We start from the raw sequence: 22,248 nt of genomic DNA, 5'->3' as shown, positions 1-22,248 counted from the left end.
CAGGTTCGGTGGCTCGTGCGCGTGGCCGGTGATCATGTCGGCCAGGTATCGGACAGGGTGTATCCGGTCGGGAACGGGTCGGCGGGATCCACGGCGAGCGGTCCAGGCGTCACGACCACCGCGTTACGCGCGGTCAGCACTCCCTCGATCCGGGACAAACTCGGTCTAGGTGATTCCGGCGAATTCCGGGTTCTCCGGGTGTACGACCGGAATCTGCTGGGCTGCTGACGTTTTCAGCACTCGCCCGAGATCGCAGAGATCACGGGTCTCGACGGGGGTGAGCCGCAGGCCCAATTGCTGGGCGTCTACGAGCACGTAGGCCATCCTGTCTTCGCGGACGTCGTGTACAACACCCGCCCGGGGTGTGGGACAAGGGCTTCGCCACGGAGCACCGGCACGCCCAGTGCCCGGGACGAACTCACCGCACCACGACGGTGCGCCCCTCATCGAGGTCGCCGGCGCGTATATGTTCGGACCGACCCACCGACCATCACCTACCGCCCCGAGGAGATCCGATGCCGAAGATTCTGTTCGTCATGACCGGCGCCGACCACTGGACGCTCGCCGATGGTTCCCAGCATCCGACCGGCTACTGGGGTGAGGAATTCGTCGCTCCGTACGAGGCCTTCACCGGGGCCGGCCACCAGGTCGTGGTCGCGACGCCCGGCGGTGTCGTGCCGACGGTCGACAAGAACAGCCTTGCACCACAGGTGAACGGCGGACCCGACGGAGCAGCGCGGATCACCGCGGCGGTGCAGACAATCGGCGAGTTGCAGCACCCCATCCGGCTCGAGGACGTCCGGCTCGCCGACTATGCCGCGGTGTTCTACCCCGGCGGCCACGGCCCGATGGAAGACCTCGCGGTGAATGCCGATTCGGCGCGGCTGCTGACCGACACGCTGAACTCCGGCAAACCACTCGCCATCGTCTGCCACGCCCCGGCCGCACTACTCGCCACCGCCGACGCCGACGGCGTTTCGCCGTTCGCCGGATACCGGCTGACCGGGTTCACCAACGCCGAAGAGGCCCAGGTGGGGTTCGCCGACAAGGCCAAATGGCTGCTCCAAGACCGTTTGGTCGCCCTGGGCACCAATTTCCGGGAGGGCGCGCCGTGGGAACCCCACCTGGAGCAGGATCGCAATCTCTACACCGGTCAGAACCCGGCCTCGTCGGGCCCCTTGGCGAATGAGGTCGTCAGCGCGCTCCAGTGAACCCTGTGCCCGGGGCGGCCCGTCCGGAAATCTCGCCGGTCGGCACGGTGCCCACCACGGGTAATGTAAGCAACGTACACATTGCCGGTCGCCAGGCCGCCCTACTACCCTCGACCCGCTACCTCGAGTATTGCGGCCACCGCCGAATCGACCCGTTCGGTCACGACCTTCGGCGACGAAGCATCCCACTTGCCGTCGAGGTGCAAGAAGGCGAGCCCGTGCACCAGCGCCCAGACCGCAATCGCCATCGGCTCCGGATCGACATCCGGAAATACTTGCCGCACAAGCGATTCGACATACTCGTTGATCGCCTCCGCAGCCGCGGCACGCTCGGGATCGGTCGGATCGCAGGGTTCGGCGAACATCACCCGGAACATCCCGGGACGCGTCAGAGCGGACCGGACGTACGCGTTCGCCACGGCAGCCAGGCCTTCGGGCGTGGCCTGCGCGGGGTGGGCCGCAGCCATCTGTTCGGCCAGTTCCCGATAGCCCACCGCCGCAACCGCGGACAGCAGCGCATCGCGGTCGGCGAAATGGCGGTAGGGCGCCGCGGTGGACACCCCCGCCCGCCGCGCCGCCGCGCGCAACGACAGTTCGGCGACCCCGCCCTCGGGAGGAGAATTTCGCACCACGGTCGTTCGGGACGAGATCGAACTGAATCGCCACGAGGTCGCCGGACCACCGAAACGCAAGTCTTCGCACCGGTACTACAGGAGGTACGAGAATATGACCAGAGTGTTGTTCGTGGTCTCGGCCGCGGACCGCTGGACCTTGAACGACGGCACAATCCATCCCTCGGGATACTGGGCAGAAGAGGTCGCGGTCCCCTACCGGATCTTCTTTGAAGCCGGCTGGGACATCACGGTGACCACGCCCGGGGGAAAGGCACCGACGCTCGACCAGCGCAGCCTCGGCCTCACCGCCGGTATGCCTTGGAAACTCCGGGCGGTGAAGAATTATCTCGACGGTATCCATGATGTCCTCGCACACCCGGTAGCGCTGGACACCGTCGATCCGGACTCCTTCGACGTGGTGTTCTATCCCGGCGGCCATGGCCCGATGGAGGATCTCGCCTACGACGCGACCTCCGGCGCGCTGCTGACGAAACGATTGGCCTCCGGAAAGCCGCTCGCCCTGCTCTGCCACGCACCGGCCGCGATTCTGGCCGCGACCACACCCGACGGCAACTCGCCCTTCGCCGGCTACCGGATGACCGGACTGTCCAATCGCGAGGAACTGCTGAACCGGTTCGCCAGGAAGGCACCCTGGCTCCTCGAAGACAAGCTGAAAGAGGCGGGCGTCGACTATTCGAAGGCCCGAATTCCGTTGCGGCCCCATCTCGTTGTCGATCGAAATCTGTACACCGGGCAGAATCCGCAGTCCTCGGAGAAATTGGCCGAGCGGCTGGTCGCCGATGTCGGCGCGAATTCGACGAAATAGATCGAGCACCGATCGGCGGACGCTCCCACCGGCACGGCGCGGCCTGATTCCGCGCCGTCCATATTGTCAGCATCCGTTCCGCGGCAGTGGATCACGGACACCGGCAGCGTCGAGCAGAATGGTGGCGGTTTCGATGGACAGACCGTCGAGAGGGTGGGCTTGAACAACCGACCTGGCGCTGGCCCCGTCGAAGACGAGGGTCAGCCGGCGGGCGAGGAGGTCGGGGTCGTGCGCGCCGGCGCGCTCCGCCTCGTACCGGAAGAATGCGGTGAGCCCGTCCTTGTGCCGGCGGGCGACCACGCTTGCCGGATGTTCGGGCGATTTGAGCTGGACCGCCGCCGCCACATACGGACAGCCGCGAAACTGCTGGATCGGCTCGAGGTGCTCCAGTTGTTCGAAGACGTGCAGTATCCGCTCGCGCGGTGACCGATTGTCGTCGTCGGGCGGTAGCAGGGCGGCCCGATAATCCGGCGCGACGCCTTCCAGGCTCGCGGCCACGAGTTCGTCCTTGCTGTTGAACAGCTTGTACATCGATCTCTTGGAGACGCCGGCGGCTCTGCACAACGTGTCGACCCCGATGTGGACGCCCTGTTCGTGGAACAGCCGCGCGGCGGCGGCGAGCAACCGCTCGCGCGGCGACGCGGCGTCAACGGGTGCCCCGGGCGGTGTCGGATACGTCATGAAACCGACACTACCCATTCCCTTGCGCCATGGAAACCGATCTGTTTACTCTTGTGGAAACAGATCGGTTTCCTCGAAGGGGTTGTGCGTATGACCAGCATCAAAGATTCGGTAGCACTCGTCACCGGCGGCAGCCGTGGCATCGGCAGCGCGCTCGTGGACGAACTCCGGGTGCGTGGCGCCGCGAAGATCTACGCCACCGCACGCGATCCGCGAACCATCGCTCATCCGGACGTGATTCCCCTCGCGCTGGAACTCACGGATCCGGACGCGGCGGCGGCGCTGGCAGATCAGGCGCCGGACGTGACGATCCTGTTCAACAATGCCGGGACCTCGCTGGGCTCCTCGTTCCTGGACTCACCGATCGCCGAGGTCCGCCGCGAATTCGACATCAACTTCTTCGGACCGCTGTCCGTCGTCCGCGCGTTCGCCCCGGTCCTGGAACGCAACGGCGGCGGCCACATCCTCACCGTTCACTCCGTGCTCTCGTGGCTCGCCGTCCCGGGCAGCGATGCCTACGGCGCGTCCAAGGCCGCGCTGTGGTCACAGACCAACTCCCTGCGACTCGCCTTGCGCCCGAGCGGAATACGCGTCACCGGCCTGCACGTCGGCTACGTCGACACCGACTTGACCGCGGGACTCGATGTTCCCAAGACCTCGCCGCACAGCGTCGCGGCGCAAGCGCTCGACGGTATCGAAGCCGATGTGCTGGAAGTCCTCGCCGACGACCTGACACGGCAGGTCAAGGCCGGCCTCGCCGCCGACCCGGCGGTCCTCTATCCGCAAACCGTAACCAGCAGCTAGTCACAGGAGTTCGCCATGAGCACAACACAGCCCGTCGCCATCGTTTCCGGCGCATCCTCCGGTATCGGAAGAGCGGCCGCACTCACGTTGGCGGGCAACGGATTCCGGGTGATCGGAACCAGCCGCCACACCGCGAAACCTCCCCCGGCCGGGGAAGTGACCTACCTCGATCTCGACGTCACCGAGGACGATTCGGTGGCCACGCTCGTCGCGGAGGTCATCGCGCGATTCGGCCGCATCGACGTCCTGGTCAACAACGCCGGGATCGGCGCGGCCGGCGCGGCCGAAGAAAGCTCGGTGGCGCAGGCGCGCGGCGTCTTCGACATCAACGTCTTCGGCATCATCCGCATGACCAACGCCGTCCTACCGCACCTGCGCTCCCAGGGCAGCGGCCGCATCGTCAACATCTCCTCCGTCATCGGGATCATTCCGCAGCCCTACATGGCCGTTTATGCGGCCTCGAAGCACGCGGTCGAGGGCTACACCGAATCGCTGGATCACGAGGTCCGCGAATACGGCCTACGCGCCCTGCTCGTCGAACCCGCTTGGACCAGTACCGCTTTCGACGCCAACAGCGTGCAGCCCGACCGGCCGCTGGACGTCTACGCCACGCATCGGCGAATCTTCGCGGAGTACATGGCCGACGCGGTCGAGAGCGGCGACGACCCTGCTCTGGTGGCCGAGGCGATCCTCGCCGCCGCCACCGACACCAAGCCCAGACTGCGTTACCCCGTGGGCCGAACCGCTCGGGTCGGCACCATGCGCCGGCTGGTCCCCGCCCGCATGTTCGACCAGCAACTGCGCAAACTCAATCGGCTACCCGCCTGACAACCCACACCGACCATATTTCCCCGAGGCGCCACCGTCGACGAACTCCGCACCTGGGCCGACGTCGCCGGGACAGCCTGCGACCTCCCGACGAGACCCTCGGTCCTCAGCGAGCTATCGAGATGGCGAAGGGTGCGAACCCGCTGGATCGGATCACGGGCGGGACGAACAGGATTGCGGCTTCGGTGGCCCGCGCGGTCTCGATCCCGCCGAGGTCGGTGATCCACTCCCGGTGCCAGCCGAGATCGGCGAGGATCCCCGCGACGATCTGCTTGGCCGGCGGGGCGTCACCGGAGAGAAACACCGTCGGTGCCTGGGTGAGGACGGTGGGCGCGGTCATCACCGAGTACAACATCGTGTTGAGCGTCTTGACCACGCGTGTCTCGGGCAGGGCCTGCTGGAGTTGTTCCGCGAGGCTCGATCCGGGGTAGAGCAGGGCCGCGGGCAGTCCGTCCGGTCCGTCGACGGTGGCGTTGGAGACGTCGACGAGGATGGTGCCGCGCAGGGCATCGCGCAGGGCGGTGAGCCGGTCGAGCGAGCCCGCGCCGGGGGTGGCGTTGATGACGATCTGTGCCGAGCGCGCGGCGTCGGCGACGGCAGAGCGGTCGGGGGCGGTGACGTCGTGGCCTGCCCGGGTGAGGGCGGTGGCCAGGCCGCCGCCGACGCGGCCACGGCCGAGGATGGTGATCTTCATGGGGGTGCTCGCTTTCGCGGTCGGTGTTCGGTGGGTCAGCGGGAGAGTGTGGTGACGGCGGCGGCGTGCACGCCGGGCGCGGTGGCGAGGAAGCTGTCGCTGTCGGGGGTCCACGGCCGTCCGTCGGTGGTGGAGATCCGGCCGCCGGCTTCGGTGACGAGCAGGGCACCGGGGAGCAGGTCGGCGCGGGCGCCGGCGAATTGCCAGAAGGCGTCGATACGACCGGCGGCCACGTTCGCCAGATGCAGGGTGGCGGGCACGGCGACCCGCACGACGAGCGCGTCGAGGAACATCTCGGTGATCGAGGCGCCGACGCGGCGCACGACCTTCTCGTCCTCGTCCGGTCGCGCCTGGCTCGTGGCGACGATGCCGAGCCGCAGATCGGTTGTCGCCGAGACGCGCAGCGGGCGGTCGTCGAGGTGGGCGCCGGCGCCGGTGAGCGCGGTGTAGGTGTCGCCGGTCAGCGGCAGGTGGACAACGGTGAGTACGGGCTGGTTGTCGCGTACGAGGGTGGCGGTGACCGCCCATTCCGGCAGACCGTGCAGGTGGTTGACGTTGCCTTCGGCCGGATCCACGACCCACCATTCACCGCCGGGCAGTGCCCCGCCGTCCAATTCCTCCTCGACCCAGCCCGCGCCGGGGCGCAGCGCGTGCAGGCGGGGGCGCAGCAGGTCGGCGACGGTGTCGTCGTTGACGGCGAGGGCGCGCACGAGTTCCTCGCGGGTCCGGTAGGTGACGACGTCGCCGAAACGGTCCCGCAGGGCCGAACCCGCTGTGCGGACGGCGATCTCGGTCTGGGTGAGCAGTTCGGCGTCGGTGGCGGCACTGCTGGGCAGGGTGGGTTCGGGCATGGCGGTGCTCCTTGGCTGTGGAGGGGATTGATCGGCCGGGCGGGCGGGAACCTCTGGTTCTCCCGTGGTCTTTCTACGACGGTAGGACCGGCTATCGTTAACAGCAAGTGCATGTAGAACACGGATAAGATGACTGTCATGCAATTGGATTTGAATCTGCTCGCGGCGCTGGACGCCCTCCTCGAGGAAGGCAGCGTGGCGGGCGCGGCAGATCGGCTGCATGTCACGGCTCCGGCGATGAGCCGCAGTCTGGGCCGGATCCGGCGCACGACAGGCGATCAGATCCTGGTCCGCACGGGCCGCACGATGACTCCGACGCCGTACGCGCTCGCCGTCCGCGAGCAGGTGCACGACCTGTTGCAGCAGGTCCGGGGCGTGCTGGCGCCGAGCCGCGCACTGGACCTCTCGACCCTCGAACGCACCTTCACGCTGCGCTGGCACGACGCACTCGTCGCCCTGAGCGGTCCGGCGCTGCTCGATGCCGTGCGGGCGCAGGCACCGGGAGCGCGGCTGCGTTTCATCGCGGAATCGAGTATCGACACCTCCGAATTACGTCGCGGTGAGGTCGATCTCGCCGCCGACGCGGACCGCCCGGCCGCGCGCGAGATCCGCGCCGAACGAGTCGCCGAGACACGGCATGTCGTCATTGTGCGGCAAGGACATTCGCTCACCACCGGTGAAACCGTCACTGCCGCAATGTATGCCGCAGCCGAGCACCTCACCGTCTCGAGGCGCGGACGACTGACCAACCTGCTCGACGACGCGCTCGCCCGTCTCGACCTCACCCGCCGCGTGGTGGCGACCGTGCCCACCGAGCGCGCGGCGTTCGAGTTCGTGCGTGGCAGCGACCTCGTTGTCACGGCGCCGGAATCGACAGCGCGGTCGGCTGTTTCGGACCTCGGGCTGGTGCTGCTGCCACTTCCGCTCGACGTGCCTCCTGCCGCGGTCCACCTGTCCTGGCATCAGCGCTACGACACCGACCCCGCCCACGCCTGGCTGCGTGACCTCGCCCGGAACGCGTTGGCGGGCGCGATGGCGAGGCCGGTATCCACCGCCGGCAGCGCAGCGAAAGACAGGACTGAACCGTCTGCGTGACAACCATTTTCCCCGGATGCCATCGAGGGACGAGCGGAACACAAGTTCCGGCTTCGAGTCGGACCGGCAGCGCCTCGGTGGCCATGTCGGATGTCCGGTTCGGGGTGGTGGACATGGTCCCGGCATCACCCCTTTACCTGCGACGGGAGGAGCCGCCGGAGCCCTCGAATCGACAAAACCGATCCAGACCCCCCTGGCGATCGTGGAGCCGGGAGAGGAGACTCCAAGGTGAGGTAATGCGACGCTTGTAGTTGCGCTCTGTGGTGGGTTGTGACGCGAAATATGTTGCGTGCCACATTTTGATATCGGCCACAGCGCCGCTGTCTCGTCGTCTGCTCAGCGAAACGATTTCATTCGGTCGGTCGCTCACATCTAGCCGCTTATGGGCCCTGGCCGGGCAATATCCGGAATGCCGCATGTCAGGGAGTGTCGAGATGAAAGCACTTGTCTATGACGGGCCCCGTGAGGTCCATGTGAAGGATGTGCCGGATGCGAGGATCGAGCAGCCGACCGACGTGCTGGTGAAGATCACCAGCACCAACATTTGCGGGTCGGATCTGCACATGTACGAGGGCCGCACCGATCTGGAGCCCGGGATGGTCCTCGGTCACGAGAATCTGGGGATCGTCGCGGAGGTGGGCGATGCGGTGGTCAAGGTCGCCACCGGGGACCGGGTGTGTCTGCCGTTCAACATCGGTTGCGGTTTCTGCCGCAACTGCGAGGAAGGGTTGACCGCGTTCTGCCTGACGGTGCACCCGGATCCGGCGATGGCAGGCGCGGCCTTCGGTTTCGCCGGGATGGGGCCGTTCTGGGGCGGACAGGCGGAGTATCTGCGGGTGCCATTCGGTGACTTCAACTGTCTGCGACTGCCCGAGGACGCCCAGGACAAGGAAACCGACTACGTGATGCTTTCCGATATCTTCCCCACCGGATGGCACTGCACCCGCTTGGCCGACATGCGACCCGGCGATTCGGTGGTCGTCTACGGAGCCGGGCCGGTCGGCCTGATGGCGGCGTACTCGGCGATGATCCAGGGCGCGAGTCAGGTGATGGTCGTCGACCGTCACCCCGACCGGCTGCGGCTGGCCGAGCGGATCGGGGCCACACCCATCGACGACTCCCGCGGCGACCCGGTCGAGCAGGTCCTCGACGCGACCGGCGGGCACGGCGCCGACAAGGGTTGTGAGTGTGTCGGGTACCAGGCGCACGATCCGCAGGGTCACGAGGACGCCGCGATGACGATGAACCGGCTCGTCGATTCGGTGCGCTTCACCGGGCACATCGGCGTGGTCGGCATCTTCCTGCCCCAGGACCGCAACGCCTCCGACGAACTCGAGCGCAAGGGCAAGATCGCCTTCGACATGGGAAAATTCTGGTTCAAGGGGCAGAAGGTCGGTACCGGACAGGCCAACGTCAAGCATTACAACCGGCAACTGCGTGACCTGATCCACCAGGGCCGGGCCACACCGTCCTGGATCGTCTCCCATGAGCTCCCGCTGGCCGAGGCCGAATCCGGCTATCAGCATTTCGATGCGCGCGACGACGGATGGACCAAGGTCGTACTGCATCCGTGAGGCTCCGACCGAGAGGAGTACAGCGATGACGATGGCATTGCGGACCGGGACAGGTGCGTCATGACGGTGAACCAGACCTCGGTGTCTCTCGACGATGCGCAGCGGGTGATCGCCGCCGGCCGGGCCAAAGCCGCCGAGATCGAGTCGCCGTCGAATATCGCGGTGGTCGATGCCGGCGGCAACCTCGTCGCCCATGTGCGGATGGACGGCGCGTGGATCGCCAGCATCGACATCTCGATCGACAAGGCATTCACCGCGCGAGCGCTGGACATCTCGACCGCGGACCTCGCGGCCGATGCGGGGCCGGGCGGGCAGTTCTACGGGATACACACCTCCAACGGTGGGCGCATCATGATCTTCGCCGGCGGTGTGCCGCTGCGGCGCGACGGCCGGGTCGTCGGCGCGGTCGGTGTCAGCGGCGGCACCGGGGAGCAGGACAAGGCCGTCGCCGAGGCGGCCGTTGCGGCCATGTGACCACCCGTTATAACTGAGCGATTGCTTAGTCAAAGTTCATCGGCCGGCGGCCGGGGGTCCGGCGCCGGGGGCGGCATTTCGAATCGGCGCAGGTAGCGTTCGACCAGCGCCAGCATCGACGCGTGCCCGCCCGCGATGCCGAGGGTGCTCTCGAGGACGAGGGTGCGGCCGATGGAGGCGATGAGCACCGACATCGCATCCGGGGGGAACGCGGCGGTGTCGAGGCCGTGCTGCCGCATGACGAGAGTGAGTGCGGTGACCTGGATGTCGCGGTAGCGTTCGCCGGCGGCGGCGAGTTCGGCGCGAATCTCCTTGCGGTGGTTGGCCAGAGCCATGAACTCCAGCAACAGCCGGGTACCGCGCGGGTCGAAGGTCTGCTCCCACAACGCCTGCAGCGGCTGATCGGAGGCCAGCGCGGCGCGCAGGCGTTCGAGGTTGAGCTCGGTACCGCGGCGGAACACCGCGAGGTACAGGTCATCCATGCTCGGAAAGTGATAGTGCAGCAGCGGCGCCTTGACACCGGCCCGGGCGGCCACCCGCCGCGACGTCGCCGCCGCGTAGCCCTCCTCGAGCATGATCTGAGCGGTCGCCTCCATCAGCACACGGCGCGTCTCACCGGCGGCAACCGCACGCTTGCTCGGAGCTGGCATTCGAAGTCCTGTTCTGCCGGTCGGACGCGGTGGAGCATTGTGACCTCTTGACGTGGCACGACGTCGATGTTACTCATGTACCAGCCCGAATCACTGTGCGATCGCTCAGTAAGGGTGGCTCTGCCGTCCGACATCGGGCGAGGGGCGATCGAGTGAACCGGAGGGATCGACCGTGAGCATCACCGTCACCCCGTTGTCGGACTCCATCGGCGTCGAAGTCCGCGGGCTGACCGGCGCGCAGCTGGTCGACCCGGCAGTCGCCGGGCAATGCACGCACCTGCTGCACCGGCACGGCGTCGTGGTCTACCGCGAGGCCGCCGTCGGCGAACCGGACCTGGTCGCGTTCAGCCGGCTGCTCGGCGAGGTCGTCGTCGCGCCCCACGGCGGGCTCGCCGACCATCCCGAGATCTCCCCGGTCACGCTGGATCCCGCCAAGAGCACGCTGGCCGACTACCGGCGCAGCACCTTCCACTGGCACACCGACGGGCTCACCGACGACGTCCCGCAGAAGGCGACCCTGCTGATCGCCCGCGAAACCGCCGCCGACGGCGGCGACACCGAATTCGCGAACACCTACGCCGCCCACGAGGCGCTGCCCGAAGCCGAGCAGGCGCGACTGAGCACGCTCCGGGTCGTCCACAGTTTCGCGGCCTCGCAACGGCTGATCCATCCCGACCCCACCGCGAGACAACAGGCGCAGTGGGATCGGATTCCCGCGCGGGAACATCCCCTGGTCTGGAACCGGCCCGACGGGCGGCGGTCGCTGCTGATCGGCGCCACCGCCGCGGAAGTGGTCGGCATGTCACCGGCCGAGGGCCGCGAGCTGCTCGACGACATCCTCGGCTGGACCACCCGGCCCCGGTTCGTGCTGCGCCACTCATGGCACGTCGGAGACCTCGTGGTCTGGGACAACACCGGCCTGCTGCACCGCGCGCTGCCCTACGAACCGACCTCGCGGCGGCTGATGCACCGCACCACCCTCGTCGGCGAGGAGAAGGTCGCATGATCGCCCCGATGGCATCAGAACTGCGGCCGCGCAACGACACTCGCGTGCTCCCCGGCGAGGGCGCCGACGGTGGCAGGACGATCTGAGATGGCACGCATCCCCCCGCTCCCGATCCGGGAATGGCCCGCCGAGATGCGCGACGCGCTCGCCGCCATGGACCCGCCCGAGCCGCGGCATCCGCCGGCGCTCAAGCAGGACCGGCCCATGGCGCGAAACACGCTGGGCACCTTCGCCCACCACCCGGCGCTGGCACGGGCCTTCTTCACCTTCAACGGGCACGTACTGCGGGCCACCACCCTGTCCGAACGGCAGCGCGAACTGCTGATCATGCGGGTCGCGCTACTCCGCAAGTCCGGCTACGAATGGGTGCAGCACCTGTTCATGGCCCGCGACGCCGGACTGTCCGACGAGGAGGTCTCCCGCATCGCCTACGGGCCCGACGCCCCGTTCTGGGATCCACTGGACGCCGCGCTGCTGCGTGCCACCGACGAACTCATCGACGACGGGGCGATCGGCGAAACCACCTGGGCCGTCCTGGCTTCGGCGCTGGACGCCAGACAACTGCTCGACGTCATCTTCACCGTCAGCGCCTACGACGCGATCGCCAGGATGTTCAAATCCGTCGAGGTCGAGATGGACGACGACCTGCCCGAGCTGACCGCGCGCGCCAACCGGAAACAGTTGCCCCACAACGGCGCTGAGATCACCCACTGAACTCGCGTGCGGTGCGACGGATCGGGGGACGGCACTGCCGGGGACCGCCGGCGAGGCCGTCGGCGCGCACCGGGTCTCACTTGCCGCTGTACACGGGAAATACGCTGTGGTCGCCGTAGTCCCGGGCTCGCATGTGTCGCAGGAGGTCCATATCGTCGTCGGTGAGAACGAAGTCGACCTGGGCGTTGCTGCGCATGTGGTCGGGGTTGGCGGTCTTCGGCAGCGAGACGGTTCCGAGTTGCAGGGTGTAGGCGATGCACAGCTGCGGCACGGTCACGCCGTAGCGGTCGGCCATCGCCCGGACGTCCGGGTTCTTCAGGATCTCCCCGTGTGCGATCGGTGAGTAGGCCTCCACCACGATGTTCCGGCTCTCGCAGTAGGCGATGAGGTCCAGCGGGGTGTTGCCGGCGTGGACGAGCAACTGGTTCACCTGGGGGGCGACCGTGGCTTCCCGGGAGATGTTCTCCAGGTCGTGCTGCTCGAAATTGGAGACACCGATCGACCGGAGTTTGCCGGCCCGATGAGCGTCCTCCAGCGCACGCCAGGCCTCGCGGTTGCCCTCGGCGTAGTCACCGCCGCGGAAATCGTCCCAGGGCTGGGGGCTGTGGATCAGCATCAGATCGACGTAATCCAGCCCCAGCCTGGCCAGGGAACCGTCGATCGCGGCGACCGCGCGGTCGTAGTCCTTGATCTCGGCCGCCAGCTTGGTGGACACGAACAGGTCGCCGCGGGGGACGCCGCTGGTGCGGACCCCCTCCCCCACTCCTCGCTCGTTGCCGTAGGCCTGCGCGGTGTCGATATTGCGGTAGCCGATCGCGACGGCCTCGGTCACCGCGGCGGCGGCCTTGTCGTCGTCGATGAACCAGGTGCCCAGGCCCAGCTTCGGGATGGGTAGCCCGTTCGACAGCGTGTACGTTTCGGTCAGAATCATGACGTCCGCACTCCTTCGCCTCGTGGTGTGGCCCGCCCCTACCGGCAGCCGAGTACCCACGATGGCGGCGGGTACCGATCCGCCGGTCCGATCGACACCGCCTCGGCTGTCCGCGGTCAGTCGAGATCGGCGAGTTTGCGTCGCAGTACCGTCTGCTCGCGGGTGTTGCCGCACAGTCGCAGGGCGCGTTCCAGTTCGGCGCGTGCCTGGCCGGTGCGGCCGAGGCGGAGGAGCAATTCGCCGCGGACGCTGGGCAACAGGTGTGAGTGCGACAGTGTCCCGGCGGCCGTCAGTTCGTCCACGATCGGCAGCGCCGCGGCCGGTCCGTGCGCCATGGAGACCGCCACCGCGCGGTTGAGGTCGACGACCGGTGACGGTGCGAGCCGGCCGAGCACCTCGTAGAGCAGCACGATCCGTTCCCAGTTCGTCGCGTCGACCGACGTGGCGACCGCGTGGCATTCGGCGATCGCCGCCTGCACCCCGTAGGCGCCGAGGCCCCGGCCGATCCGCTGGGCGCGGGTCAGGGCGGCTCGGCCCCGGCGGATCGCGCTGCGGTCCCAGCGGCGGCGGTCCTGGTGTTCCAGCAGCACCGGTTCACCGTCCGGTCCGGTGCGGGACGGGAAGCGCGCCGCGGTCAGCTCCAGCAGCGCCAGCAGGCCGAACGCCTCGGCCTCGTCGGGCACCAGGCGGGTCAGCACTCGCGCGAGGCGCCGGGCCTCGCCGGCCAGGTCGAGCCGGATCAGATCGTCACCGGACGTGGCCGACGATCCTTCGGTGAAGATCAGGTAGACCACGCTGAGGACCGTGCCGGTCCGCTCGGCCCGCTCGGCGGCGGTGGGCACCGCGAACGGTACCCGGGCCGCCGCGAGGGTCTTCTTCGCCCGGGTGATCCGGGCCTGCACGGTGGCGGTCGGGATCAGGAACGCCTTGGCGATCTCGTCGCTGGTCAGACCGCCGACGACGCGCAGGGTGAGCGCCACCCGCGCCTCCCGCGACAGCACGGGGTGGCAGCAGAGGAACATCGACGCGAGCACGTCGTCGTCGATCCGATCCGGGTCCCACAGCACGTCCTCGGCGGCGCGGACCGGATCGGCGCTCGCGTTGCCGGCGGCGAGGCCGCCCTCGCCCAGGTCGTGGGCGAGGGCGGCATACCGTTCGTCGCGGGCGGACCGCCGGCGGAACGCATCGATCGCGCGGCGCCGGCCCACGGTCAGCAACCATCCGGCCGGGTTGCCGGGCACGCCGTCCCGCGGCCAGGTCACCAGCGCCTCCGCGAAGGCCTCCTGGGCGAGGTCCTCGGCGAGCGCGAAGTCGCCCGTGTAGCGCGCCAGGGCGCCGACGATCCGGGCGGATTCGATCCGCCAGACGGCCGCGACCGCGTCCCGGCCGGTGTGGTCCGACATCGCGGCGGCGCTCAGAGCTGGCCGGTCGCCTCCCGCCAGGCCCGTTCTTTCCGGATCCACTCGTTGTCCTGCGGGAACTCGTCGATGCTGGTGACCCGGCGGATCTCGCACTTGGAGCCCGGGCCGGCCAGCGGCGCCCGCTTCGCCCACTCCACGGCCTCTTCCTTCGAGGCGACCTCGACGATCCAGTAACCGCCGAAGAGTTCCTTGGTCTCGCCGTACGGCCCGTCGGTGACCACCGGCGGCTGGGACGAATAGTCGACGACCACTCCCTCGGTGGCGGCGTCCAGGCCTTCGGCGGCGACGAGGACGCCCGCCTGGATCATCTCGTCGTTGAACCGCCCCATCGACTCGACGATCTCGCCGAAGTCGACGTTCTGGAACGCCTCGAACGACTCGTCGGTGGCTCGCATGATCAACATGTACTTCACGGTTTCCGCTCCCACTCTGTCCGGATCCCTTGTTCGGACCCTCTCATCCCTGGGTCGAACGACGGCGCCGCCGATCGACACGTCCGCCGAGGAATTCTTCCGGCAACCTACATCGCGCCGCGGCCGCTACTCGGCAGCGACCGTTGACTGCGTGTGGATCGAGGGTCACGCTCGAACGGTAGGACCGAGATCACCGCTGTCACCGAAGGAGGGATCGACCGATGCCTGGTGAACATTTGTCCGAGGAACCTCAGGCGGAACGCGGCCCGGAGGGCTCACGGGACACCGGGGCCGATACTCCCGGCGGCGGGCCGGCGGATCGCCCGGCGGGCACGATCGATGAGGAGGAAACGACCTCGTCACACGATCGAGAACCGGCCCCCGGCACGGTCGGCACCACCGGCACCGAAACGCCCGGAGACGCCGAACCGGCCGTGCCGCCCTACGAGGGACGCACCGGCGCCGACCGGTAGCGCGGCGGGTCTCAGCGCACGCGGACGCTGTCCAGGGTTCGCGTCACGAAGTCCGCGAGCACGCCGTCGCGGTTCGCCCAGTCGTGCATGGTCGTCAGCAGGGCATACAGGCCCAGGAGGAAGAACACCGCGCTGTTCATCGGGGTCACCTGCGCGGAGACCTCTCCGCGCTCCTGCGCGGCCGCGATCTCGCGGGCGATCAGCACGATGACGGCATGATTCGCGCTCTCGTCGACCGGTGGCCTGCTCTGGGAGAAGTGCAGCGCCAGCAGATCCCGGAACAGGACCTGGCCGAGCCGCTGCTCCAGGGCCAGCACCAGCCGGACCGTCTCCGCCAGGATCGCTCCCAGGTCCCGGTGCCGGTTGGCGAATCGGTTGAGCTGGGCCGCGATTCGATCCTCCTCCCGATTCTCCACCTCGAACAGCACGTGTTCCTTGGTGGGGAAGTGGAAGAAGAATGTTCCGTGGGCCACCCCCGCGGCGGCGACGATGGCACCCACGTCCGCCTCGGCGATGCCGGCCCGCTTGAACTCGGCCATCGCGGCGCCGAGCAGACGTTCGCGAGTCTGCATGCGCTTGACCTCGCGCACCGACGGACCGTCCACCACCATCGCCGCTATCCGATCTCCGTGTGGACCGAGCCGGTCCGCGGGTTGTGCTTCGCACAGTATCGCGCGGGGGCCCGGCGGCACTGTGCTGGGTACCGTCGCCGGCGGCCCCTACTTCGGTGCTCCGTGCTGGGCGGCTTCGCGGGCGGCACGGTCGTTGTGGATGCGGACCAGTTCGCGGAAACCGAGCCGGTGGTAGCCGGGGGTCGGCTGGACACCCCACTGGTCCTGGGCCTTGTTCTTGGCCTGCGCACCCTCGGGCGGCCCGAATATCGGGTAGGGGACCTGGCATTCCTGGGTGTCGTCGGAGTACTGGATCTTGCGCAGTTCGCTACAGATCTGGGTGAGGCTCAGCGTCGGGTAGCCGTAGTAGACGGCCATGAACGGCAGGGTGAACGCGCCTTCGATGACGAGGGCGACCAGGCAGATCAGGGTGACCCGCTGGATCCATCTGTGCATGTTCGCGTACACCGGGCTGGTTCCGGCCGGTAGGTCCTGGGCCGCAGTGTCTTTCGTGGTGGGTGAGGTGGTCACGGCAGTGCTCCCGGGGGTGTCAGTCGGTGAAGATTTCGCGGTTGACCGTGTGCAGGTACGGGATCGCCAGGAATGGGCTGATGTAGAAGATGTCGTAGAGCCACCAGCCGACGACCGGGAAGATCGTGCCGTGGTATCGGACGTCCGCGTACATGGTCATGTTGAAGACGTAGGCGCACCAGATCACGATGCCCATCCAGCAGGTGATGATCATCCACTGCCGGCCCCAGCTCTTCATCTGGAGGAACCCGATCGCGGCGGCGACGCGCATCGAGAACACGGTGAGGATCAATCCGTACACATAGGACTTCTCGCCGGGGCCCGCGGCGCCGCCGACCCACAGCTCGTTGTAGTGCCAGAAGTAGCCGCCGTCGAACATGTTTCCCCAGCCGACCAGCAGCACCCGGCTGAGCAGGGTGTGGTTGCCGATCATGTCCATCGCCCAGCCCAGGCTGTTGAGGCAGCCGTCGATGAGGACGAGGTAGCCCAGCAGGGTGACGATCATCGGCCGTACCGACAATCCGGCCCGCAGGGCGCGGCGCTGTAATACGACGCCGCGCAGGAAGATCGGCAGCCCGAGGATGCCCGGCGCCCACATGCCCATCAACGCGGCGCCGGTGATCATCCATTTGTCGGCGGCGCGTTGCGCGCGGCGGGATTCGTCCTCGTGTTCGTCGAGGGCTGACGCGGGTACGGTCCCGGGTGGCGCGATGTCTTGTTTCGCGTTGCGGCGGTGCAGGTTCGGGAGGTTCACAGGTCCCACCAGCCTCGGGCGAAGGACATGTACAGCTGGATGCCGAACATCGTCAGCAGGAAGCCGTAGATGACGATCTGCAGGACGATGAGCGCTCGCTTCCGGTCCCGTTCTTGTCGGTCCATGTCGAATTCCTTTCTCGCAGTTCAGGAGATGGCCGGCGCATCGGCGGAGCGCAATGCGGCGGCGGCGATTTCGCGGAGCCCGTCGGTGATCGCCCCGTCGGTGCTCAGGGGGGCCAGGACGCAGGCTTCGGCGGCTTCGAATTCGGTTGCGCCGGAGACGATCAGGTGGGCGGCTGTCACCAGTACCCGGGTCGAGGGTGGTTCGAAGTGGAAGGCTCGATCCGCGGCGCGGACGGCGTTGGCGCACCGCACGAGTCGCTGCGCGACCGCGAGCGGGACACCGGTTTCCGTGGCGACGGTCTCGGCTTCCGCCGCCGGCGGGAGGTAGGTCATCGCGAGGGTGACGAACCGTTGCCGGAACGAGGGTTTGAGCTCCTTGAGCGAGCCGCGGTATGCCGGGTTGTAGGAACACACCAGCATGAATGTGTCCGGGGCGGTGACGATTTCGCCGGCCCGGTCCAGATACAGCGTGCGCCGGTGGTCGGTCAGGGAATGCAGGACCGCCAGCGAATCGTGGCGGGCCTCCACCACCTCGTCGAGATAGCAGATCGCGCCGGCTTTCACCGCGCGGGTCAGGGGTCCGTCGGTCCAGACCACATCGCCGCCGGTGACCATGAAGCGGCCGACGAGATCGGAACTGGTCAGGTCGTCGTGGCAGCTGACGGTGACCAGTGGCCGTCGCAGGGTCGCCGCCATGTGCTCGACGAACCGGGTTTTCCCGCACCCGGTGGGGCCGGTCAGCATGACCGGCGCGCCGCGGTGGAACGCGTGCTCGAACAGGGCCGGTTCGTTACCGTGGGCTCGGTAGGCGCCGGTCCGCCGGGCCGTGTCGGGTTCGGTGGTCATGGCCTCTCGGTCCTGTCGTGATCGGTGGTCATGGCGTCGCGGTCCGGTCGGGTTCGGTGGTCATGGCGTCTCGGCTGTGTCGGGTTCGGCGATCATGCGGCGACCAGTTCGCGGTGGACGTGGGCGAGCACCCGCGGCAATTCGTCCACGCGCCGGATGCGCCGGGAACGTAAGGGGCCGAACACTTCCGGCAGCGGGTCGACCCGGACCGGACCGACGCCGATGTAGTAGACGCACACGCCCGCCTCGGCCGCTTCCTCGACCGCGTGGGCGGCGTCGGCCCAGGCGTAGCGGCCCTCGTAGCCCTCGTCGGAGATCAGCCCGTCGCCGATGACGATCAGCAGCCGACGTCGCGCGGGCTGCGCCAGCAGCCGGGCGGTGAGGTGCCGCAGCGGTGCGCCCAGCCGGGTGTAGCCGCCGGTGACCAGGCCCTGCGCACCGGGCGGCACGAAACGCCGGTCGGTGAAGTCCACGAGGCACCGCACCTCGACCCGATGCCGGGTGTTGCCGGTGAACACGAAGACACCGTGCCGCTCCCGCGCCACCGTCATCGCCCGCGACAACGCGTCGGCGCAGGCCAGTTCCAGCCGGAAGGCCGCCCCGCCCCGCGCACCCAGCGATGAGCTGCCGTCCAGCAGCAGCGCGGTCGTGACGTCCCGGCCGGCGGGCAGCAGATCACGAAATACTCTGGGCTGGGCCGCTTTTCCGGTCATCACGGCGATGTGGTGATCGACGTACCGGTCCACGTCGAGGTCGGCGCCGTCCTCGAGCCCGCCGGTCACGGCCCGGTGGGTGGGCTGCTCGAACCAGCCGCGCAGGTCGGCCGGGACCGTGGTGCGCTCGGGAACGTGGCCGGTGTGCGGGCGTTCCACGACCGCGACATGGTCGCGCAGGAAGCGTCCGGTCCACGCGTTCCACTCCGGGTACGGGATGCCGGGCCGGCGGTCGGGGGTGACCTCGACATCGTCGTCGTCCGGGCGGCTCGGCGGTGGCAGATTCGGGTTGGGGACGCCGCCGTCCCCGCCGACCGGCACCGAATACGGCCGGGGGCGACGCCTGAGCCGGCTGGTCCACGGCAGGCGACCGTAATTGCGCCGCAACCGCTCCAGCGATCCCGCCGCGGCCGGGTACGCCGACGGCAACCCGCCGAGCAGCGGATGCGGAACCGGCGGATTGCCGGAGCCGGCCAGGGCGATCGCGTGATCGAGCATCGTCGCGGCGTCCGTGTCCGCGGCCGTGGGTTCCAGATCGGGTACGGCCCTGCGTAGTTCGTCGAACAGTCCGGGCCAGGTCGACGCGATCCAGCCGAGCGCGACACCGGCCTCGACCCGGACCAGCGCGCGCGATTCCCGGGCCGACAGCGTATCGAGCCGGTAACCGGCAACCCGTTCCTTCGACGGTGAACATTGCAGCGCCACAGCACATGTCACCAGCCGGCGGGGCCACTCCGGCGGATACGGAACACTGACCGAAGTCAGCGTCTTGTCGAGACCGAACCGCCGGCGCGGCCCGGTGACCAGCCGGGCGCCGCGGCGCCGGCCCTCCCCGAACGCCGCGGCGGTGAGTGCGCAGCTGCGCTCCAGGACCAGCGCGTCGGCCGTGGCGGGGCCGGTCACGACGCGCCACCGTGGACGGGCGACGTCCGGCTCAGAAGGTGCCCAGTTTGCTGAACATCCAATACCAGAACCCGATGATCAGGGCGGTACCGCCGTACGCGGCGATGTACCGGACACCTTCCCACAGCCATAACATGCTCGGACCTCCTCGGTGACGGGTTGCGACGGGATACGGACGCGGCCTCGGACGGCGGTGCGGCCGGGCGGCCGGAGACCCAGATGATCATGCGCGCCTTGCTCTTTCGTGTCCGCGACCGACACCGCGTGGTCGCCGTGCGGGTCGCGTCCTCTCGACTGCCAGTTGTAGAACACGATACTGACTCAAGTCAATGGTTTATGACCTGATCTGGCGAACTTGTGTCGAGATATGTTGTCGTACAGTCGATTTGGATGCACATTGAATGATTCAGCGGACATGAAGTAGTATCCAGTCAGTCGATGGGAGACCGAGCCGCAGTCGTGGCGAGCCGCAGGTTCCCCCGGCGGCGGGATGTCCCGGCCGGAGGCGCGGGGACCACAGGCCAGACAGGAGGTTGCCGTGACCGACCGACTCCTCGGCAGAGTGGCGTTGGTGACCGGCGCGGCGCGCGGTCAGGGCCGCGCGCACGCGGTCCGGCTGGCCGGCGAGGGGGCCGACATTCTGGCCGTCGATCTCGCCGGTCCGCTGCCGCCCGCGGTGCCCTACGATTCCGCCACCCCCGACGACCTCGACGAGACGGCGAAACTCGTCGAAGCCACCGGCGGGCGGATCCGGACCGCCGTAGCGGACACCCGCGATCTCGACGCCCTGCGTGCGGCCGTCGACGCGGCCGTCGCCGACTGGGGCCGGCTCGACATCATCGTCGCCAACGCGGGCATCGCCATTCCGCAAACCTGGGACGCCATCACCGCCGAGACCTTCCGCGACACGATGGACATCAATGTCACCGGGACCTGGAACACGATCGCCGCGGGCGCGCAGCACATCATCGACGCCGGCCGGGGTGGCTCGATCATCCTGATCAGCTCGTCCGCGGGAATGAAGGTGCAGCCGTTCATGGTGCACTACACCGCGAGCAAACACGCGATCACCGGGATGGCGCGCGCCCTGGCCGCCGAGCTCGGCCGGCACGACATCCGGGTCAACAGCGTCCATCCGGGACCGGTCAACACCCCGATGGGCAGCGGCGACATGGCGGCCGCCATCAGCCGCGCGCTGGAGACCTTCCCGCGACTGGCCCACATGAACACGCCGTTCCTGTCCGGATGGGTGTCCGAGCCGGAGGACGTCGCGGACGCGGTCTGCTGGCTGGCCTCCGACGAATCGCGCTACGTCACCGCGGCGCAGATACCCGTCGACCAGGGCGCTGCCCAGTATTGATCGGCCGTGCTCACCCGGCATTCCGTCGTCGGCGGCGGACCCGTCGAGCGCGGCGGCGCGGCTCGCCGGGCAGTCGATGAGCCGCGTCACGCGGGGCGATCCGGACCGCCCGGACATCCGGGTTTACGGTGTATCGGTGAGATCGACGTCACCAGTCCCGGCACGCGGCGGTCCGCCCGCTGTCGAAATGGTTCGGCGATGATGTCCGCGGCAGCCGGCGGCCCGTTCCGCCATCCGGCCTTCTTCTATCGAAGTCCGGACGAATACGTCAGCGGCACAGTGGCTTTCGTCCGTGCGGGCCTGGCCGCCGGGGAGCCGGTGGCCGTATCGGTGCCGCCCGCCAATCTGGCGCTGCTGCGCGCCGAGCTGGGGGGCGACGCGGCGTCGGTCCGGATGCTCGACATGACCGTCGAAGGACGCAATCCGGGGCGGATCATCCCCGGGGTGTTGTGCGCCTTCGCCGACCGGCAGGCCGGCGGCCGGGTGCGCATCATCGGCGAGCCCATCTGGGCCGGGCGGTCGCCGATGGAGTATCCGGCGTGTGCGCAGCACGAGGCGCTGATCAACGCGGCGTTCCAGGGGCGGGAGGTCACCATCCTGTGCCCGTACGATCTGACGGCCCTGCCCGCGCACATGGTCGAGGACGCCTGGGCCACCCACCCGACGGTGATCGGGCCCGACGGCGAAATCGTCAGTGCCGCATACGATCCCGATCGGATCGTGGACACGTACAACCGGCCGTTGCCGGATCCGCCGGCGACCGCGGTCGTGCTCGCGTTCGACGGGGGCACGCTGGCGGGGGCGCGGCGCCGCGCGGCGGATTTCGCGCGCGACGCCGGAATGGGCGAGCGGCGGATCGCCGAGGTGGAGCTGATCGTCGGCGAGGCGACCGCCAACTCCGTGGTCCACGCCGCCGGCGGCGGCACGCTCGAATTGTGGAGTGCCGACGCGCACCTGCACTGCCGGATCCGCGACGGCGGGCATATCGCCGACCCGCTGGCCGGGCGGCTGCCCGCGTCCCTGACCACGCCGGGCGGGCGTGGTCTGCTGCTGATCAACCATCTCGCCGATCTGGTGCGGATCCACACCCGGCCGGCGGGGACGACGCTGCACGTCCAGATGGCACTGAGCTGATCAACCCGCGG

General features: G+C 68.6%; 26 protein-coding genes and 1 pseudogene. 12 read left to right on the top strand and 15 right to left on the bottom strand.

Going from position 1 to position 22,248, the window contains the following annotated elements; genetic code table 11:
* Positions 1-32 precede the first annotated feature (32 nt).
* Positions 33-342: pseudogene (locus NRB56_RS40245) on the bottom strand (proline racemase family protein); the annotation flags it as partial.
* 173 nt (positions 343-515) lie between these two features.
* Here NRB56_RS40245 and NRB56_RS25755 point away from each other — a divergent pair.
* Positions 516-1,211, top strand: a complete 696-nt coding sequence (locus NRB56_RS25755; RefSeq protein WP_153346512.1) for a type 1 glutamine amidotransferase domain-containing protein — start codon at positions 516-518, stop codon at positions 1,209-1,211.
* 104 nt (positions 1,212-1,315) lie between these two features.
* On the opposite strand, the gene NRB56_RS25750 is transcribed toward NRB56_RS25755, so the two are convergent.
* Positions 1,316-1,840, bottom strand: coding sequence for a TetR/AcrR family transcriptional regulator (locus tag NRB56_RS25750; RefSeq protein WP_319943522.1), 525 nt, complete (start codon positions 1,838-1,840; stop codon positions 1,316-1,318).
* A 97-nt stretch (positions 1,841-1,937) separates the two neighbouring features.
* Between NRB56_RS25750 and NRB56_RS25745 the strand changes: the two genes are divergently transcribed.
* Entirely contained in the window at positions 1,938-2,651 is a 714-nt protein-coding gene (locus tag NRB56_RS25745; RefSeq protein WP_153346509.1) for a type 1 glutamine amidotransferase domain-containing protein, read from the top strand.
* 66 nt (positions 2,652-2,717) lie between these two features.
* On the opposite strand, the gene NRB56_RS25740 is transcribed toward NRB56_RS25745, so the two are convergent.
* Entirely contained in the window at positions 2,718-3,332 is a 615-nt protein-coding gene (locus NRB56_RS25740) for a TetR/AcrR family transcriptional regulator (protein ID WP_153346508.1), read from the bottom strand.
* A gap of 90 nt (positions 3,333-3,422) precedes the next feature.
* Here NRB56_RS25740 and NRB56_RS25735 point away from each other — a divergent pair, with 90 nt between their 5' ends.
* Together NRB56_RS25735 and NRB56_RS25730 are read left to right on the top strand one after the other, a co-directional pair.
* Complete coding sequence (locus NRB56_RS25735; RefSeq protein ID WP_153346507.1) at positions 3,423-4,136, top strand: SDR family oxidoreductase; 714 nt, start codon at positions 3,423-3,425, stop codon at positions 4,134-4,136.
* Between the two features lie 15 nt (positions 4,137-4,151).
* Positions 4,152-4,964, top strand: a complete 813-nt coding sequence (locus tag NRB56_RS25730) for an oxidoreductase (RefSeq protein WP_153346506.1) — start codon at positions 4,152-4,154, stop codon at positions 4,962-4,964.
* A 106-nt stretch (positions 4,965-5,070) separates the two neighbouring features.
* On the opposite strand, the gene NRB56_RS25725 is transcribed toward NRB56_RS25730, so the two are convergent.
* Together NRB56_RS25725 and NRB56_RS25720 are read right to left on the bottom strand one after the other, a co-directional pair.
* The gene (locus tag NRB56_RS25725) at positions 5,071-5,658 is read right to left on the bottom strand and encodes an NADPH-dependent F420 reductase (protein ID WP_153346504.1); all 588 of its coding nucleotides are present in this window, start codon (positions 5,656-5,658) and stop codon (positions 5,071-5,073) included.
* Between the two features lie 35 nt (positions 5,659-5,693).
* Entirely contained in the window at positions 5,694-6,509 is an 816-nt protein-coding gene (locus NRB56_RS25720) for an inositol monophosphatase family protein (protein ID WP_153346502.1), read from the bottom strand.
* A 138-nt stretch (positions 6,510-6,647) separates the two neighbouring features.
* Between NRB56_RS25720 and NRB56_RS25715 the strand changes: the two genes are divergently transcribed.
* The 3 genes from NRB56_RS25715 (at position 6,648) to NRB56_RS25705 (ending at position 9,652) form a co-directional block, all read left to right on the top strand.
* Positions 6,648-7,604 carry a LysR family transcriptional regulator gene (locus NRB56_RS25715; RefSeq protein ID WP_153346500.1) on the top strand — a complete coding sequence of 319 codons (957 nt, stop codon included), beginning with the start codon at positions 6,648-6,650 and terminating at the stop codon, positions 7,602-7,604.
* Between the two features lie 260 nt (positions 7,605-7,864).
* Positions 7,865-9,178, top strand: coding sequence for a glutathione-independent formaldehyde dehydrogenase (locus NRB56_RS25710; protein ID WP_319943521.1), 1,314 nt, complete (start codon positions 7,865-7,867; stop codon positions 9,176-9,178).
* 60 nt (positions 9,179-9,238) lie between these two features.
* Positions 9,239-9,652 (top strand): GlcG/HbpS family heme-binding protein, encoded by a 414-nt coding sequence (locus NRB56_RS25705; RefSeq protein ID WP_153346498.1) that lies wholly within the window; start codon positions 9,239-9,241, stop codon positions 9,650-9,652.
* A gap of 29 nt (positions 9,653-9,681) precedes the next feature.
* On the opposite strand, the gene NRB56_RS25700 is transcribed toward NRB56_RS25705, so the two are convergent.
* The gene (locus NRB56_RS25700; RefSeq protein ID WP_153346496.1) at positions 9,682-10,302 is read right to left on the bottom strand and encodes a TetR/AcrR family transcriptional regulator; all 621 of its coding nucleotides are present in this window, start codon (positions 10,300-10,302) and stop codon (positions 9,682-9,684) included.
* A gap of 172 nt (positions 10,303-10,474) precedes the next feature.
* Here NRB56_RS25700 and NRB56_RS25695 point away from each other — a divergent pair, with 172 nt between their 5' ends.
* Both NRB56_RS25695 and NRB56_RS25690 read left to right on the top strand, forming a co-directional pair.
* Positions 10,475-11,308, top strand: a complete 834-nt coding sequence (locus NRB56_RS25695; RefSeq protein WP_319943520.1) for a TauD/TfdA dioxygenase family protein — start codon at positions 10,475-10,477, stop codon at positions 11,306-11,308.
* Positions 11,309-11,395: 87 nt separating this feature from the next.
* Positions 11,396-12,022, top strand: coding sequence for a carboxymuconolactone decarboxylase family protein (locus NRB56_RS25690; RefSeq protein ID WP_153346494.1), 627 nt, complete (start codon positions 11,396-11,398; stop codon positions 12,020-12,022).
* A 76-nt stretch (positions 12,023-12,098) separates the two neighbouring features.
* On the opposite strand, the gene NRB56_RS25685 is transcribed toward NRB56_RS25690, so the two are convergent.
* The 3 genes from NRB56_RS25685 to NRB56_RS25675 form a co-directional block, all read right to left on the bottom strand.
* A complete protein-coding gene (locus NRB56_RS25685; protein WP_153346492.1) occupies positions 12,099-12,953 on the bottom strand; it encodes an aldo/keto reductase in 855 nt (284 codons plus the stop codon).
* Positions 12,954-13,069: 116 nt separating this feature from the next.
* Positions 13,070-14,356, bottom strand: a complete 1,287-nt coding sequence (locus tag NRB56_RS25680) for an RNA polymerase sigma factor (RefSeq protein WP_153346490.1) — start codon at positions 14,354-14,356, stop codon at positions 13,070-13,072.
* An 11-nt stretch (positions 14,357-14,367) separates the two neighbouring features.
* Positions 14,368-14,787, bottom strand: a complete 420-nt coding sequence (locus NRB56_RS25675) for a YciI family protein (protein WP_319943519.1) — start codon at positions 14,785-14,787, stop codon at positions 14,368-14,370.
* Between the two features lie 221 nt (positions 14,788-15,008).
* On the opposite strand from NRB56_RS25675, the gene NRB56_RS25670 reads away from it, so the two are divergent.
* Positions 15,009-15,260, top strand: a complete 252-nt coding sequence (locus tag NRB56_RS25670; protein WP_153346486.1) for a hypothetical protein — start codon at positions 15,009-15,011, stop codon at positions 15,258-15,260.
* Positions 15,261-15,271: 11 nt separating this feature from the next.
* Here the strand turns inward: NRB56_RS25670 and NRB56_RS25665 are convergent, their stop codons facing one another.
* The 6 genes from NRB56_RS25665 to NRB56_RS25645 form a co-directional block, all read right to left on the bottom strand.
* On the bottom strand, positions 15,272-15,871 hold the full coding sequence (locus NRB56_RS25665; RefSeq protein WP_153346484.1) for a TetR/AcrR family transcriptional regulator: 600 nt from the start codon (positions 15,869-15,871) through the stop codon (positions 15,272-15,274).
* 108 nt (positions 15,872-15,979) lie between these two features.
* On the bottom strand, positions 15,980-16,327 hold the full coding sequence (locus NRB56_RS25660) for a hypothetical protein (RefSeq protein WP_153346775.1): 348 nt from the start codon (positions 16,325-16,327) through the stop codon (positions 15,980-15,982).
* Positions 16,328-16,421: 94 nt separating this feature from the next.
* A complete protein-coding gene (locus tag NRB56_RS25655; RefSeq protein WP_319943517.1) occupies positions 16,422-17,156 on the bottom strand; it encodes a hypothetical protein in 735 nt (244 codons plus the stop codon).
* On the bottom strand, positions 17,153-17,281 hold the full coding sequence (locus NRB56_RS39835; RefSeq protein ID WP_264767066.1) for a hypothetical protein: 129 nt from the start codon (positions 17,279-17,281) through the stop codon (positions 17,153-17,155). The genes NRB56_RS25655 and NRB56_RS39835 overlap by 4 nt, the downstream gene beginning before the upstream one ends.
* 21 nt (positions 17,282-17,302) lie before the next feature.
* Complete coding sequence (locus tag NRB56_RS25650) at positions 17,303-18,127, bottom strand: CbbQ/NirQ/NorQ/GpvN family protein (protein ID WP_153346482.1); 825 nt, start codon at positions 18,125-18,127, stop codon at positions 17,303-17,305.
* Between the two features lie 92 nt (positions 18,128-18,219).
* The gene (locus NRB56_RS25645; protein WP_319943516.1) at positions 18,220-19,743 is read right to left on the bottom strand and encodes a nitric oxide reductase activation protein NorD; all 1,524 of its coding nucleotides are present in this window, start codon (positions 19,741-19,743) and stop codon (positions 18,220-18,222) included.
* Positions 19,744-20,233: 490 nt separating this feature from the next.
* Here NRB56_RS25645 and NRB56_RS25640 point away from each other — a divergent pair, with 490 nt between their 5' ends.
* Both NRB56_RS25640 and NRB56_RS25635 read left to right on the top strand, forming a co-directional pair.
* The gene (locus tag NRB56_RS25640; protein WP_153346480.1) at positions 20,234-21,103 is read left to right on the top strand and encodes a mycofactocin-coupled SDR family oxidoreductase; all 870 of its coding nucleotides are present in this window, start codon (positions 20,234-20,236) and stop codon (positions 21,101-21,103) included.
* 198 nt (positions 21,104-21,301) lie between these two features.
* Positions 21,302-22,237 carry an anti-sigma factor RsbA family regulatory protein gene (locus tag NRB56_RS25635; protein ID WP_153346478.1) on the top strand — a complete coding sequence of 312 codons (936 nt, stop codon included), beginning with the start codon at positions 21,302-21,304 and terminating at the stop codon, positions 22,235-22,237.
* Positions 22,238-22,248: the final 11 nt, after the last annotated feature.

Source organism: Nocardia aurantia, from assembly GCF_009604425.1.
In the GTDB taxonomy this organism is placed as follows: Bacteria; Actinomycetota; Actinomycetes; order Mycobacteriales; family Mycobacteriaceae; genus Nocardia; species Nocardia aurantia.
Note: the sequence above shows the minus strand (reverse complement) of the source record. Positions and strands in the feature narration are given on the sequence as shown.